This is a genomic window from Streptococcus suis (assembly GCF_029616525.1).
Taxonomy (GTDB): Bacteria; Bacillota; Bacilli; order Lactobacillales; family Streptococcaceae; genus Streptococcus; species Streptococcus suis_AF.
In genome coordinates, this window is record NZ_JANFME010000010.1 from 20,501 (window position 1) to 33,828 (window position 13,328).

The following is a 13,328-nucleotide window of genomic DNA, read 5'->3' on the forward strand; positions in this document are numbered from 1 at the left end:
CTCACTGGCTAGATAAATAATTAAGCTTCCTTAATACTCAAATTAATGATGCCTGTTACATCTTGATAGATTTTAACTGGTACATCAATGAGACCAATCGCACGAATTGGGTGATCCAGCTGAATATGGCGTTTATCAATCTTGATGCCAAATTGCTTGTCCAATTCTTCAGCAATTTTCTTGCTGGTAATAGAACCAAAGGTACGACCATCTGGACCAACTTTTTCGACAAATTTCACTAAAGTAGCTTCCTCAGCCAACTTAGCCTTGATAGCCTCTGCTTCTGCAATCATCTCTGCATGAGCCTTTTCCTTAGATTTTTCCTGACCACGAAGGGCGCTGATTGCTTGGTTTGTTGCTTCCTTAGCCAAATTTTTCTTAATCAAGAAGTTTTGGGCGTAACCTGTTGGAACTTCCTTAATCTCACCCTTTTTACCTTGGCCTTTAACATCTGCTAAAAAGATTACTTTCATATCTGTTCTCCTAATTTCCATTTATTTCTTCGTGGATTTTATCCGTCAACTTTTCATATACTTCTGCGATTGTCTGGTCATATACCTGAGCGGCAGCTAGGTTAAAGTGGCCACCTCCACCCATTTCTTCCATGATGCGTTGAACATTGATTTTACTATGACTCCTTGCAGAAATAGATACATACCCTTTGGTATTTCTTGTTATAACGAATACCGCCTCAATTCCTGCCATGTCCAATATTGTATCGGCAGCCTTGCTCGGAATAATATTATCGTATTCTTTAGTATCATCTGCACACGCAATAACAACATTGGACTCAATTCTCTGCCCACTTAAAATCAGTTCATTGATTTGACGATATTCCTCAAAATCTGTCGCAGCAATCTGCTGGATTTCCAAGCTATCGCTACCACGAGTCCGCAAGTAACTAGCCACATCAAAAGTACGACTAGTCACACGAGAGGTGAAATTTTTTGTATCAAGCATAATCCCAGCCATCAATAAACTGGATTGAATGCGATTAAGCTTATGGTGTTTGTCATTCTGGAACTGAATTAATTCCGTTACTAACTCACTCGCAGAACTAGCACCACTCTCTATATAAGTCAAAACTGCATTATTTGGGAAATCTGTATCGCGACGATGATGATCAACCACCACAACCTGGGTAAATTGGTCATAGAAATCCTTATCCAAAGTCAAGCCAATCTTTGAATGATCTACCATGATTAACAACGACTGGAAAGTGACCATCTTCATGGCTTCCTCAACCGTTAGCAAATTAGAACAATTTTCATCACTCAACTTCTTGATAGCACGTGCAATATCTGGTGCCATTTCATCTGGATTATACACCGTATAGGCATTGTTCATAATATTTTGAGCAAAGTACTGCATGCCGACCGCGGATCCAAGCGCGTCCATATCTAAATTACGATGTCCCACCACAAAAACAGCATCAACCGATTTGAGTTTATCTGATACAGCAGTCATCATAGCACGAGTCCGCGTACGTGTTCGTTTAACGGAAGAAGCCGAGCCACCGCCAAAGAAAAGTGGCTGTTTACTCTCATCATTTTCCTTGACCACAACCTGGTCTCCACCACGAACCTCAGCCATATTGAGATTTTGGAGCGCAACTTGTCCGATTTGGTGATGATTTTCATTACCATACGCCAATCCCATACTCAAAGTCAAACCTAAATCTAACTTTTTAGCCTCCTCGCGGAACTTATCAATAACTGAAAACTTATTCTCTATCAATTTTTCCAACACAGCATAATCTGTAAAGAAATAGAATCGATCCATTGTGCCGCGTCGATAGTAGATACCGTAATCATGGCAAAATTCCGAAACAAATTGAGCCAAGAAGGAATTGACTTGGCTAATTTGAGAATCAGTTACAGCATCCTCAAGCTCATCATAGTTATCAACTGAAATAATCCCTATAACAGGACGGCTTCCGATCAAACTATTTGTCGCTGAATACTCTGTCGACGCATCAAAAAAGTAAAATAACCCTTGATCAAAATCAACGTTAACAGCGTATCTCTTGCCTGAAAAATTTGCATAAATTCGCTCCTCATCCAGACCAACGTCAATAATTTCACGTAGTTTTTTTTGATCAAACTCACCATTTTCTTGAGCAAAAATCAGCTCAGCAAAGGGATTAAACCATTCTACCTGATTACTATCTGGTCGAACTTTGATAACTCCCACTGGCATTTTATCCAAGAGCATCATCAAACCAGAATTTGCCTGATTATTGAGATATTCAATCTGTTCTAGCTCACTAAATTCATAAGAATGTTTTTGATAAATAAACAGCGCAATCAACACCAATAGGCTGATGAGTAGCGCAAAAACTGTACTGGCACCAATTGGAAAAAATCGGTGGACAAGAGCCACCAACCCAAATAAAATGACACCTATCATGACAAAGTGAATTGTCGAAAATCGAAATCTTTTCATCACTAACCTCTGCCTGCCATTCTACCATAAATTCAGTAAAAAAGCTACTTTTCACATGATTTTAAAGTAGTTGACATATAGCTGACATACAGCGAAAAGAACAGCCTTAGTGACTGTCCTTTGATTTGTTTTTAGAAATGGAACGACTGCGTCCTTCCAAGTAGACCATGAGAATGGATATATCCGCTGGATTGACACCGGAAATCCGACTAGCCTGGCCAATAGTTTCTGGTGAAATCAGCTTAAATTTTTGGCGAGCCTCGGTCGCAATGGAGTCAATATCATCCCAGTCAATGTCGGCTGGAATGCGTTTTTCTTCCATACGTTTCATCTTCTCCACCTGATCCAAGGCCTTGGCAATGTAGCCCTCGTACTTGACTTCTGTTTCAATCAATTCAATGGTCTTGGCGTCCAAGTCCTCTGCTGCTGGGCCGATAAAGGCTACCGCATCTGCGTAAGTCACATCTGGACGACGCATGAATTCCTTGGCGGTAAGGGCATCCGTCAAAGGCTTGAAGCCCATAGCTACGACTTTTTCGTTAGTTTCCTTGATTGGCTTGAGTTTGATAGACTCCAAGCGTTTCATTTCATTGTCAAATTGGTTTTTGTGAATCTGGAAGACCTGCCAGCGTTCATCATCTACCAAGCCAACCTGACGACCAATCTCCGTCAGTCGCATATCAGCATTGTCATGACGCAGAATCAAGCGGTATTCTGCCCGACTGGTCAAGAGGCGGTAAGGCTCCACCGTTCCCTTGGTTACCAGGTCATCAATCATAACACCAATGTAGCCGTCGCTTCGTTTCAAAATCAGCTCAGGCTTGCCCTGCACCTTGAGGGCTGCATTGATACCAGCGACAATTCCCTGACCTGCTGCTTCTTCATAACCTGATGTTCCGTTGGTCTGACCTGCTGTAAAGAGCCCTGAAATCTTCTTGGTTTCAAGCGTCGCCCGCAACTGGTGAGGCATAACCATATCGTACTCAATGGCGTAACCCGTCCGCATCATCTGGGCATTTTCCAAGCCTTTAATAGAGTGAATCAAGTCCTGCTGCACATCTTCTGGCAAACTGGTTGACAGCCCTTGGACATAGATTTCGTCTGTATTGCGACCTTCTGGCTCTAAGAAAAGCTGGTGGCGTTCCTTATCCGCAAAACGGACAATCTTGTCCTCGATTGATGGGCAATAACGGGGACCAATCCCCTTAACAATCCCTGAAAACATAGGTGCCCGGTGAAGATTGCTATTGATAATCTCATGACTGGTCGCGTTGGTATAGGTCAGCCAGCAAGGGATTTGATCCTGCAAATAGTCCTCATCCTTGGACAAGAATGAAAAGTGATTTGGCTTTTCATCACCTGGTTGAATCTCGGTTTCTTCGTAGTTAATGGTACGAGCATTGACACGCGGTGGTGTCCCTGTCTTGAACCGACCAATTTCAAGTCCCAATTCTTTCAGATTATCCGCCAGCGTGATAGAAGCCAAACTGTTGTTAGGTCCTGACGAATACTTGAGGTCACCGATGATAATCTCACCACGCAAAGCTGTACCCGTCGTCACCACAACTGCCTTGGCTGAAAATTTCTGGTTGGTAGCCGTGCGGACACCGATAACCTTGCCGTCTTCCACTAAAATCTCATCAATCATGGTTTGACGCAGGGTCAGATTTTCCTGACGCTCCACCGTCCGCTTCATCTCTGCTGCGTACTCTGCCTTATCTGCCTGAGCCCGCAAGGCACGAACAGCTGGCCCTTTACCCATATTAAGCATCTTCATCTGGATATAGGTCTTGTCAATGTTGCGACCCATTTCGCCACCCAAGGCATCAATTTCTCGTACCACAATCCCCTTGGCAGAGCCACCAATGGAGGGATTACATGGCATAAAAGCCACCATATCCAAGTTTATCGTCGCAAGCAGGGTTTTACAGCCCATCCGACTGGCTGCCAATCCCGCCTCTACTCCTGCGTGCCCCGCACCGATTACGATGACATCATAATTTTCTGCAAATGTGTGTGTCATGTTGTTTTCTCCTTCATGTTCATAATGTGTTCAACTTGTCCACTCCAGTTTGGCAATTCCTCTGCCAGAAAGGCTGGCACGATATCTAGGTTGACAAGGTTGTCAAGTGCAATCCATTCACACGTTTGTTTCAATTGACCTTCAATCATCTTCTCAGGCATTTCTCCAACAGGCTCCACGATAAAATGAAACTCGATATTGTGAAAGTCTATGCCTTCATGTGTAAATTGATTTTCGACAACAAAAGCCAGTTGATTGACACGACTGTCAATCCCTAATTCTTCTTTGACTTCTCGAACAGCCGCATCTTGTGCCGTTTCATTAACTGCAATCGCTCCGCCAATGGTATAATAACGCCCCTTATAATCTTTGGTCAGGAAAATTTTCCCATCCTTTATAATCAATGCAGAGGCACGGACACCAAAAATCTGATTGTCAACTTTGGTTCTGAAATCCATTATTCCTTCTCTTTTCTAAAATTTCGTCCAGATATGGAACTAAGTTTTTCTTATTTTTATCGCTAGGGGCTAACCATAGAAAATCTGTATGCTCTTCTGGGTCAAGAAGAATGGTTTTGGGCTGTTCAGGAAGTGCCACTTCATAGACTAGCCTTGTAAACACCGCCTCTTTCTCTTCATCAAACTGACTATCTTCATGGATAATGGTCAGATTTTCCTTGGCTATCGAAATGCCTGTTTCTTCAAAACACTCTCTCACTGCAGCATCACGGGGCAACTCATTCTCCTCAACACGACCACCTGGAATGTCCCAATATTGAGGGAAAACATTGGGTTTGCCACGCTTAATTTGCGAACGCTGAATAATCAAATGGCTGTCTGCAACAGTCAGCAAGACATGGGCAATCAATTTAACAGGCATGGTTTCCTCCGCTACTTTAGTTGTCTTTGTTCATAAAATGCTTTAGTTGTCCGTCCCAGTTGGCTAACTCGGTCTTAAGAAAGGCTGGATTGAGATCTAGTTTCTCTAAGTCCGCAAAAGCAACCCATTCACACTGGCGAACAGAATTCCCTTCTTCCAGATTGGTAGCTGGATTAGACAGTGGGGTAACTATATAGAGAAATTCAATCTGATGATAGGATTTCTCCTGCAAGGTGAACTGATTTTCAACGACAAATGCTACTGGTCCAACCTCCACCTCAATTCCGATTTCTTCTTGCATTTCCCGCAGGACAGCCTCTTCCGTCGTTTCACCAAGCTGAATAGCTCCACCTAAGGTGTAATATTTCCCCTCAGGCGACTTAACAAGATATAACTTCTCATCTTGTATCACCAAGCCCGTTGCACGAACACTAAAGGACTGGTTGCCTACCACTGTACGAAAATCCATCATCTCTCCTCAATAGCAAAAAATAGCCAAAACTCTCGAAAATTGCAGGACAAAAAAGCCTACAATTCCCATGAGCTTTGACCATCATGATGATTGTTACTCTTATTCTATCAAAAGATTTGTAGAATTTCAAATCTGGTGTTACGCTAACGTTTCAATATATTCTAAGCCCCAAGCCTCAACAGCATCCAGCACCGAACGAAATTTTTCACCCATTTCTGTCAAGCTGTACTCTACACGAGGTGGGACTTCTGCATAGACCGTGCGACTAATAATGCGATCCTCCTCCAATTGTCTAAGGTGCCTTGTTAACATGGTTTGGGTAATCCCTGGAATTAGTCGCTGTAATTCATTGAAGCGTTTCGTTCCTGTACTGAGTTGGTAGATAATCACCAATCCCCACTTACCAGTCAAGACTTTTTGCGTTGTTGCAAAAGGACAAATACCATATTCACTAACTTTTTTCAAAAAAATTCTCCTTTATTTATCTCAATAGTATCACTTTTGATACCAACAAATGCAAAAGTACCTACTTGCATAATTGACTACTTCCACTATAATTGTACTATATCAAAAAAATTGGAGGACATCAAATGTCAACAAACTTGGAAATTTTTAATGCCTATAACAATGCTCTCATCGCTGGCGATTTTGCAGCTCTTTTTGAAACAATGGCAGACGACATTATCTGGCATCAACCTGGAAATCATTCAACATCTGGTGCTAAAATTGGTAAGGAAGTACTCGGAGCACATCTAGTAACTTTCGCCGAAAAAACAAATGGATCATTCAAAGTAGTGACAAACTGGGTATCCGATAATGATACTCTTGTTGCCGCTAACGTAACATTCCTCGGTACTCGAACAGATGGTGAAGAACTAAACATGAATGGTATCGATCTTTTCCGTATGGAAGATGGTAAAATCAAGGAAGTTTGGCTCTTCTCAGCCGACCAAAAAGCTGAAGATGCTTTCTGGGGATAAGATAAAAAGCTTAGCACGAAGGTGCTAAGCTTTTATTTTTGATTAAATATACTGACAAGCCTCTCCATCTTTATAGGCCATGTCGATCATGCCGCCGCCCAAGCATTCTTGACCGTCGTAGAAAACAACGGCTTGGCCTGGTGTGATAGCCCGTTGTGGCTCTGCAAAGATAACCTCTGCCTGGTCACCTTTTACCTTGACAGTCACTTGACTATCTGGTTGACGGTAGCGGAACTTAGCTGTACACTCAAGTGTGAATTCTTCAGGCATATCACGTGTAAAGTGTACTTGACTAGCTTGTAAAGAAGTTGACATCAAGGACTCATGATAGAAGCCTTGACCGACATAGAGGATATTTTTTGACAGGTCTTTTCCGACCACAAACCAAGGCTCATTGTCCCCACCGATTTGTCCTCCGATACCTAGCCCTCCCCGCTGGCCAATGGTATAGTACATGAGACCAGTGTGTTCTCCCATGTCACGACCGTCAACTGTCATCATCCGACCGGGCTGGGCTGGCAAATACTGCCCTAAAAATTCTTTGAAGTTCTTTTCACCGATAAAGCAGATACCTGTCGAATCTTTCTTTTTAGCTGTCGCCAAGCCTGCTCGCTCTGCTATTTCCCTCACCTGTGGCTTTTGTAAATGGCCGAGCGGAAACATGGTTTTCTGCAACTGTTCCTGTGATAGTTGGCTGAGGAAGTAGGTCTGGTCCTTGCCATTATCTGCCCCACGCAGCATATGGACAGTGCCGTCCTCGTCGCGTGACACCTGAGCATAATGCCCCGTCGCCACATAGTCCGCACCCAAGTTCATTGCATAATCCAAGAAAGCCTTGAACTTAATTTCCTTGTTACACATGACATCTGGATTTGGCGTCCGTCCTGCCCGATACTCTGCTAGAAAGTACTCAAATACGCGGTCCCAGTACTCTTTTTCAAAGTTGACAGAGTAGTAAGGAATGCCGATTTGGTCTGCCACTGCAGCCACATCCTTGTAGTCTTCTGTTGCTGTACAGAAGCCATTTTCATCCGTGTCGTCCCAGTTTTTCATGAAGATGCCGATCACATCGTAGCCCTGCTCCTTGAGCAAGAGAGCCGTAACCGATGAATCTACACCGCCACTCATACCGACAACAACACGGGTTTTAGAATTGTCAATTGACATAATCTTCTCCCATCTTTTCGTAGAAATAACGATTTGAAGGTCGTATTCCAAAATTTGATTATCCAAAAACGATTGACGATTTTGAACAACTTGTATTATACCATACAAAAAGGGTAAGCGATAGAATTTTAACATAAGAAAACACATTCATCTAGGCATATTCTCTAACCGGAAAATTTGATATAATAGTACCAAGAAAAACGTGAGGATTACTATGACAAACTTAAAATTTCAGTCGGTCTTTGATATTATTGGACCTGTTATGATTGGTCCATCTTCTAGTCACACAGCTGGGGCGGTCCGAATTGGGAAAATTGTGTCTTCCATCTTCGGCGATGAGCCGACAGAGGTGGAATTTCAACTCTACAATTCCTTTGCCAAGACCTATCGTGGTCACGGTACGGATGTAGCCTTGGTAGCAGGTATTCTGGGCATGGATACGGATGATCCCCGCATTCCTGACTCTCTTGATATTGCAAGAGAACGCGGCATTAAGGTTTACTGGCGTGTCAACAAGGACAGCAATACCCCACATCCCAATACCACCAGAATCATCATAAAAAACGATAAAAAATCTATCTCAGCCACAGGTGTTTCCATCGGCGGGGGAAACATTCAAGTAACAGAGCTCAACGGCTTTTCTGTCAACCTCAATATGAATACGCCAACTATTATTATTGTTCACCAAGATGTCCCTGGTATGATTGCGAAAGTGACCGATGTTCTTTCTAAGTATGACATCAATATCGCTCAAATGAACGTGACACGTGAAAAAGCTGGCGAGAAAGCCATTATGATTATCGAAGTGGATGCTCGCCAATGTGAAAATTCTATTGCAGAAATTGAAAAAATTCCACACCTGCACAATGTAACCTTCTTCAACTAGAAAGAGAAAGACATGTTTTATACTATCGAAGAATTAGTTCAACAAGCAGACAACTTTTCTGGTAATGTAGCTGAACTCATGATCGCGACTGAAATTGAGTTGACCGGCCGTAGTCGCGAAGAAATATTGACAATCATGTCAAGAAACTTGACAGTTATGAAAGCCTCCATCGTAGATGGACTTACTGAAAGCAAATCCGTATCTGGTTTAACGGGAGGCGATGCTGCCAAGTTAGATGCCTACATGAAAAGTGGTAAGACTCTGTCGGACTCTTCTATCTTGTCCGCGGCTAGAAATGCCATGGCCGTTAATGAATTGAATGCTAAAATGGGCTTGGTCTGTGCCACACCAACTGCTGGCTCTGCTGGTTGCTTGCCTGCCGTTCTTGGTGTTGCTATTGACAAGTTAAACTTGACAGAAGAGCAACAACTTGATTTCCTCTTTACAGCTGGGGCTTTCGGTCTAGTCATTGCCAACAATGCCTCCATCTCAGGTGCAGAAGGAGGCTGTCAGGCAGAAGTCGGATCTGCCTCTGCTATGTCTGCCGCAGCCCTGACACTGGCAGCAGGTGGAACTCCCTACCAAGCCAGCCAAGCCATCTGCTTTGTCATCAAAAATATGCTGGGTCTGATTTGCGATCCGGTCGCTGGTCTGGTAGAAGTCCCTTGTGTCAAACGTAATGCAATGGGAGCAAGCTACGCCATGGTAGCTGCCGATATGGCACTAGCAGGTATCGAATCCAAAATCCCCGTTGACGAAGTCATCAATGCCATGTACCAAGTTGGTTCAGCCCTCCCAACTGCCTTCCGTGAAACTGCTGAAGGTGGCCTTGCAGCTACACCGACGGGTCGTCGCCTTGCTCAAGAAATTTTTGGGGAAGATTGACAATAATGTAAACCAAAAAGGACTCTAACGGTCCTTTTTCTTATTGTTTCGTGAATGTTAGTTTCTCTAAGGTTATATCATTGGCATCAATTTCTGTCAAAGTAAGAGTTGGACCATTCAAGGTATAACTATCTGCTTCGCCATCAATGTAGGCAAGTTTTTTATCTAAATCAAAGATAACTTGTTCAATATCTTGATCTCCGTCTTTATCAACTTCTGTCAAGGTTGCTTGATTCCCTTTTACAGTCAACGTGTAGCTGTCATTTCCAGATGTTGCTGTATAAGTACCATCTAGCTCAGAGGTGTCAACTAACTTTACACCGTAACTTGTTGCTAGTTGACTAGCAGAAGTTGTATTTACTGATGAGGCTGATGATGCATTAGCTTGTGCTATTACCTGTTGATTGTCATCATCATCTGCAATTCCAACCTGTCGCTCAATTTGATCTCCTAATGCCTCTAGTTTATTTTCATAGACTTCTGCTACGACAAAACCAGCCGTCACAAGTACCAAGGTACCTACTGACAATAAGATAATCGATTTCTTACTCATGCCTGTAACCTTCTGTTTGACTGATTCCCAGACACCTGTTTTCTTATTTTCTGCCACTTCAATAATTTCTTGTTGTTGATTGTTATTTTCCATTTTGTCCTCTTTTTAACTTGTTTTCTTCAGCTCTTGCTGATAAGTCTATTATAGAGGATAGGTTTTAACACTTTAGAGAAACTTTCTAAACAAATTCTAAACACTTATAAATTAATCATTAAGACGATAGCCTGCTCCCCAGACAGTCTCAATCAAATCCGCTCCCAATTTATCTCGGAGCCGATTGACATGAACAGCAACTGTCGCACTATCTCCAACATAGTCATATCCCCAAATGGTTTCAAACAAGTGATCTTTAGAGAATACTCGGTTAGGGTGTTTTGCTAGATAAACCAGCAATTCAAATTCACGATTGGGCAATTTGATTTCCTGACCATCCAAAGTCACCTTCCAATTATCCAAGAAAATAGTCATATTCCCAACTGTTAATTCATTCTGATCATTATCTTTTTGAAAACGCTGGTAGCGAGCCAAATGAGCCTTTACACGCGCCACCAACTCCATAGGATCAAAAGGTTTGCTAATGTAATCATCCGCTCCCAAGCCTAGTCCTCTCACCACGTCCATGGTTTCTTGCTTGGATGTAACCATCAAAATAGGGAAGTCCACCTTATCCCGTAAATCACGACAAAGATCGTAGCCAGTTTTATTTGGGAGCATGACATCCAGCATTAAAAGAACATAATCCTCTTTTTTGAGTTGGTCCTCTACAAGACCACCGTCATGTATCAAATCTACTTGGTAGCCCTGCATTTCCAGATAATCTCGCTCCAAATAAGCAATCTCTACATCGTCTTCTGCGATTAAAATCCGTGTCATTTCATATCCTTTCTAGGTAGTCTAAAGATAAATCGAAGTCCTGGAGTTGCCTCAACAGATACCTGGCCATCCAGTCTCTCCATAATATTTTTTACAATCGCTAACCCCAGACCATGGCCTTCTACTTGCTGTCTGGTATCGTCTGCCCTGTAAAATTCTTCAAAAATCAAGTCAAATCTATTCTTTTCTACACCTTTTCCGTTATCTGTAAAAGTCCAAACAACTTCTTGCTCTTGCATTTGTCCAGTAATACTGATTATCAAGGGCTTTACAGCGGCATATTTTCGTGCATTGTCCACCAGATTATCTAGAATTCTACGAAATTGAATTGGGTCAATCTCAACTGGCAATCCATCCGATACTTCCAAACTAAACCGAATGTCCTCATCTACTAATTCCTCAGTTTTCTCGCTTACATAGGACTGTAAAAAGATAGCCAAATCAAGCTGGACTTTATCAAATGGCATTTTATCTGTCTGCAATTGTGAAAAAGCAAATAATTTTTCCAGTAATTTCTCCATCACCTGAGATTTTTGATAGATAACAGTCAAATACTGATTACGTTTTTCATCCGTATTGGCAATACCATCCAAAATTCCCTTGGCATAACCTTTGATAGAAGTCAAGGGAGTCCGCAAATCATGCGAAATATCTGCGACCATCTGGGTTCGATTTTGTTCATACAGTTGATTTTTCTCACGGGCATCTAACAAAGAAGTCTGCATTTGATTGAACCCTTGGGTCAATTCTTCAAATTCCTTATCACCTTGATAGGTCAGAGGTACTGTATAATCTCCCTGCTGGATACGTTCTACACCGCTGTGCAATTCCTCCAGAGGACGCATGATAACCCCTAGGAGACGGCGAGTAAAGAAGAAGTTAAGCACCACTACGACCACGATACCTATTCCACCAACTAACAAAAGCTGTATCAGGAAGGCTTGAAATTCTTGGCTTTCTTGCTGGTCTTCCAAATCTTCTAACAAGGCATATAAATAATAAACTTGCCCATCCGTGGCAAGTTTACGGCTAATCACAATTTCTCCATCTACATAGGAGGTGTGAGTGGTTGATGATACTGTCACTCCCAATATCTCATCCGCATCATCTTTCAGATTTGAAAAGACAGCCTCACCATTACTTTCTACATAGAGTCGTGCATCATTCGATGCTAACTCATCTGCCAATACTGCAAAATCTGATCCCGAAAACTTTTCCAAACTCTGTTGACTACTTGCTGTCTTCTGGCTAGTGGACTGCCATGTTTCTTGGTTACGATAAATGCTATTAACCACATAAACACTTACCCCCAGCATCGCAACCAAGGAAAAAATAAGCATGATCATATTTAATCGAAAAATTCGTTTTTGTAATTTCATAGTTCTTCTTTTCTAGTCAATTTTTTCACAATTATAAACAAAACAACCCTATCTGTAAAGCTAGACAACTTTCAACAATAGAAAAAAAGTCTAGCATCGTGCTAGACCTCTTCTAATTTATCTTAGTACCAACCATTTGCCAACCAGAAAGCCTTGGCTGCAGACCATGAACCATAACGTTCTGCTACATAAGCATCTGCTACACGCTCTTGGTTTTCTGGTGAGTAATCACCATTCAAGTAAGTATTTGTCAACTGGTAACGACCAATGTAGATACCGTTACGTGCATCATAGCTACCGCTTGATTCCTTCATTGCAATCCATTCTTTTGCTGCTGCATCTTCAGCACTCAAGTTTGAAGAATAGGTGCTAGTTGTTACTGTTGCAGTAGAAGTTGATGATGTTGCTGATTGAGCTTGTTCAACTGAACTCTCTACTGCATTCACTGTCACATCACCCAATTCTATAACTTGACCAACATGGATAAAATCTAAGTTGCTAATCTTATTCTGCTCTGCTAATTTTTCAACAGTAGTATTGTGTGTTTCAGCAATTTCAGACAGGGTATCACCAGACTTTACAGTATAGGTTTCTGCACTGACTACACCCGCAGTCAAAAGGGAGATTCCCGCTACCAAACCAGCAATAGTTGTTTTTAAGTTTTTCTTTAATGTAATGTTCATAATAGTCACATTCCTTTCTGTCATGTGTCTATCATACCCTCTAACTATTACTTAGACTTTGTGAAATTGTTACAAATATTACAGACAAATTGAGATTAGACGA

General features: G+C 42.0%; 15 protein-coding genes. 3 read left to right on the forward strand and 12 right to left on the reverse strand.

Features of this window, described 5'->3' with window-relative positions:
- Window positions 1–20: 20 nt before the first annotated feature.
- The 7 genes from rplI to NOL38_RS05465 all read right to left on the reverse strand — a co-directional run bounded on the left by rplI (window position 21) and on the right by NOL38_RS05465 (window position 6,284).
- Window positions 21–473: a 50S ribosomal protein L9 gene (rplI, locus tag NOL38_RS05435; protein WP_012775408.1), complete on the reverse strand. Its 453-nt coding sequence runs from the start codon at window positions 471–473 to the stop codon at window positions 21–23.
- Between the two features lie 10 nt (window positions 474–483).
- Entirely contained in the window at window positions 484–2,445 is a 1,962-nt protein-coding gene (locus NOL38_RS05440; protein ID WP_277941609.1) for a DHH family phosphoesterase, read from the reverse strand.
- Window positions 2,446–2,551: 106 nt separating this feature from the next.
- Window positions 2,552–4,468, reverse strand: a complete 1,917-nt coding sequence (gene mnmG / locus NOL38_RS05445) for a tRNA uridine-5-carboxymethylaminomethyl(34) synthesis enzyme MnmG (protein WP_024401439.1) — start codon at window positions 4,466–4,468, stop codon at window positions 2,552–2,554.
- Entirely contained in the window at window positions 4,465–4,926 is a 462-nt protein-coding gene (locus tag NOL38_RS05450) for an NUDIX hydrolase (protein ID WP_277941610.1), read from the reverse strand. Before NOL38_RS05450 ends, mnmG begins: the two co-directional genes overlap by 4 nt.
- Window positions 4,904–5,347: an NUDIX hydrolase gene (locus tag NOL38_RS05455; RefSeq protein WP_277941611.1), complete on the reverse strand. Its 444-nt coding sequence runs from the start codon at window positions 5,345–5,347 to the stop codon at window positions 4,904–4,906. Before NOL38_RS05455 ends, NOL38_RS05450 begins: the two co-directional genes overlap by 23 nt.
- A gap of 16 nt (window positions 5,348–5,363) precedes the next feature.
- Window positions 5,364–5,816: an NUDIX hydrolase gene (locus NOL38_RS05460; protein WP_277941612.1), complete on the reverse strand. Its 453-nt coding sequence runs from the start codon at window positions 5,814–5,816 to the stop codon at window positions 5,364–5,366.
- A 141-nt stretch (window positions 5,817–5,957) separates the two neighbouring features.
- On the reverse strand, window positions 5,958–6,284 hold the full coding sequence (locus NOL38_RS05465; RefSeq protein WP_014638837.1) for a winged helix-turn-helix transcriptional regulator: 327 nt from the start codon (window positions 6,282–6,284) through the stop codon (window positions 5,958–5,960).
- A gap of 125 nt (window positions 6,285–6,409) precedes the next feature.
- Here NOL38_RS05465 and NOL38_RS05470 point away from each other — a divergent pair, with 125 nt between their 5' ends.
- On the forward strand, window positions 6,410–6,799 hold the full coding sequence (locus NOL38_RS05470) for a nuclear transport factor 2 family protein (RefSeq protein WP_277941613.1): 390 nt from the start codon (window positions 6,410–6,412) through the stop codon (window positions 6,797–6,799).
- 42 nt (window positions 6,800–6,841) lie between these two features.
- On the opposite strand, the gene mnmA is transcribed toward NOL38_RS05470, so the two are convergent.
- Complete coding sequence (gene mnmA, locus NOL38_RS05475; RefSeq protein ID WP_024410781.1) at window positions 6,842–7,966, reverse strand: tRNA 2-thiouridine(34) synthase MnmA; 1,125 nt, start codon at window positions 7,964–7,966, stop codon at window positions 6,842–6,844.
- A 214-nt stretch (window positions 7,967–8,180) separates the two neighbouring features.
- Here mnmA and sdaAB point away from each other — a divergent pair, with 214 nt between their 5' ends.
- Entirely contained in the window at window positions 8,181–8,852 is a 672-nt protein-coding gene (gene sdaAB, locus NOL38_RS05480; RefSeq protein WP_002938202.1) for an L-serine ammonia-lyase, iron-sulfur-dependent subunit beta, read from the forward strand.
- 12 nt (window positions 8,853–8,864) lie between these two features.
- Entirely contained in the window at window positions 8,865–9,737 is an 873-nt protein-coding gene (gene sdaAA, locus NOL38_RS05485) for an L-serine ammonia-lyase, iron-sulfur-dependent, subunit alpha (RefSeq protein ID WP_277941614.1), read from the forward strand.
- Window positions 9,738–9,777: 40 nt separating this feature from the next.
- Here sdaAA and NOL38_RS05490 read toward each other — a convergent pair whose 3' ends face one another.
- The 4 genes from NOL38_RS05490 to apf all read right to left on the reverse strand — a co-directional run bounded on the left by NOL38_RS05490 (window position 9,778) and on the right by apf (window position 13,225).
- A complete protein-coding gene (locus NOL38_RS05490; RefSeq protein WP_277941615.1) occupies window positions 9,778–10,383 on the reverse strand; it encodes a DUF3642 domain-containing protein in 606 nt (201 codons plus the stop codon).
- Window positions 10,384–10,494: 111 nt separating this feature from the next.
- Window positions 10,495–11,163, reverse strand: a complete 669-nt coding sequence (locus NOL38_RS05495) for a response regulator transcription factor (RefSeq protein WP_277941616.1) — start codon at window positions 11,161–11,163, stop codon at window positions 10,495–10,497.
- Window positions 11,160–12,542: a HAMP domain-containing sensor histidine kinase gene (locus NOL38_RS05500; protein ID WP_277941617.1), complete on the reverse strand. Its 1,383-nt coding sequence runs from the start codon at window positions 12,540–12,542 to the stop codon at window positions 11,160–11,162. Before NOL38_RS05500 ends, NOL38_RS05495 begins: the two co-directional genes overlap by 4 nt.
- A 122-nt stretch (window positions 12,543–12,664) precedes the next feature.
- Window positions 12,665–13,225, reverse strand: coding sequence for an aggregation-promoting factor (apf, locus tag NOL38_RS05505; protein WP_172018927.1), 561 nt, complete (start codon window positions 13,223–13,225; stop codon window positions 12,665–12,667).
- Between the last annotated feature and the right edge of the window lie 103 nt (window positions 13,226–13,328).

Coding starts and splice junctions, on each gene's coding strand:
- sdaAB (WP_002938202.1), top strand. CDS start 8,181: ATGACAAACTTAAAATTTCAGTCGGTCTTTGATATTATTGGACCTGTT.
- NOL38_RS05450 (WP_277941610.1), bottom strand. CDS start 4,926: ATGGATTTCAGAACCAAAGTTGACAATCAGATTTTTGGTGTCCGTGCC.
- mnmA (WP_024410781.1), bottom strand. CDS start 7,966: ATGTCAATTGACAATTCTAAAACCCGTGTTGTTGTCGGTATGAGTGGC.
- NOL38_RS05495 (WP_277941616.1), bottom strand. CDS start 11,163: ATGACACGGATTTTAATCGCAGAAGACGATGTAGAGATTGCTTATTTG.
- NOL38_RS05440 (WP_277941609.1), bottom strand. CDS start 2,445: ATGAAAAGATTTCGATTTTCGACAATTCACTTTGTCATGATAGGTGTC.
- apf (WP_172018927.1), bottom strand. CDS start 13,225: ATGAACATTACATTAAAGAAAAACTTAAAAACAACTATTGCTGGTTTG.
- mnmG (WP_024401439.1), bottom strand. CDS start 4,468: ATGACACACACATTTGCAGAAAATTATGATGTCATCGTAATCGGTGCG.
- rplI (WP_012775408.1), bottom strand. CDS start 473: ATGAAAGTAATCTTTTTAGCAGATGTTAAAGGCCAAGGTAAAAAGGGT.
- NOL38_RS05470 (WP_277941613.1), top strand. CDS start 6,410: ATGTCAACAAACTTGGAAATTTTTAATGCCTATAACAATGCTCTCATC.
- NOL38_RS05490 (WP_277941615.1), bottom strand. CDS start 10,383: ATGGAAAATAACAATCAACAACAAGAAATTATTGAAGTGGCAGAAAAT.
- NOL38_RS05455 (WP_277941611.1), bottom strand. CDS start 5,347: ATGCCTGTTAAATTGATTGCCCATGTCTTGCTGACTGTTGCAGACAGC.
- sdaAA (WP_277941614.1), top strand. CDS start 8,865: ATGTTTTATACTATCGAAGAATTAGTTCAACAAGCAGACAACTTTTCT.
- NOL38_RS05500 (WP_277941617.1), bottom strand. CDS start 12,542: ATGAAATTACAAAAACGAATTTTTCGATTAAATATGATCATGCTTATT.
- NOL38_RS05460 (WP_277941612.1), bottom strand. CDS start 5,816: ATGGATTTTCGTACAGTGGTAGGCAACCAGTCCTTTAGTGTTCGTGCA.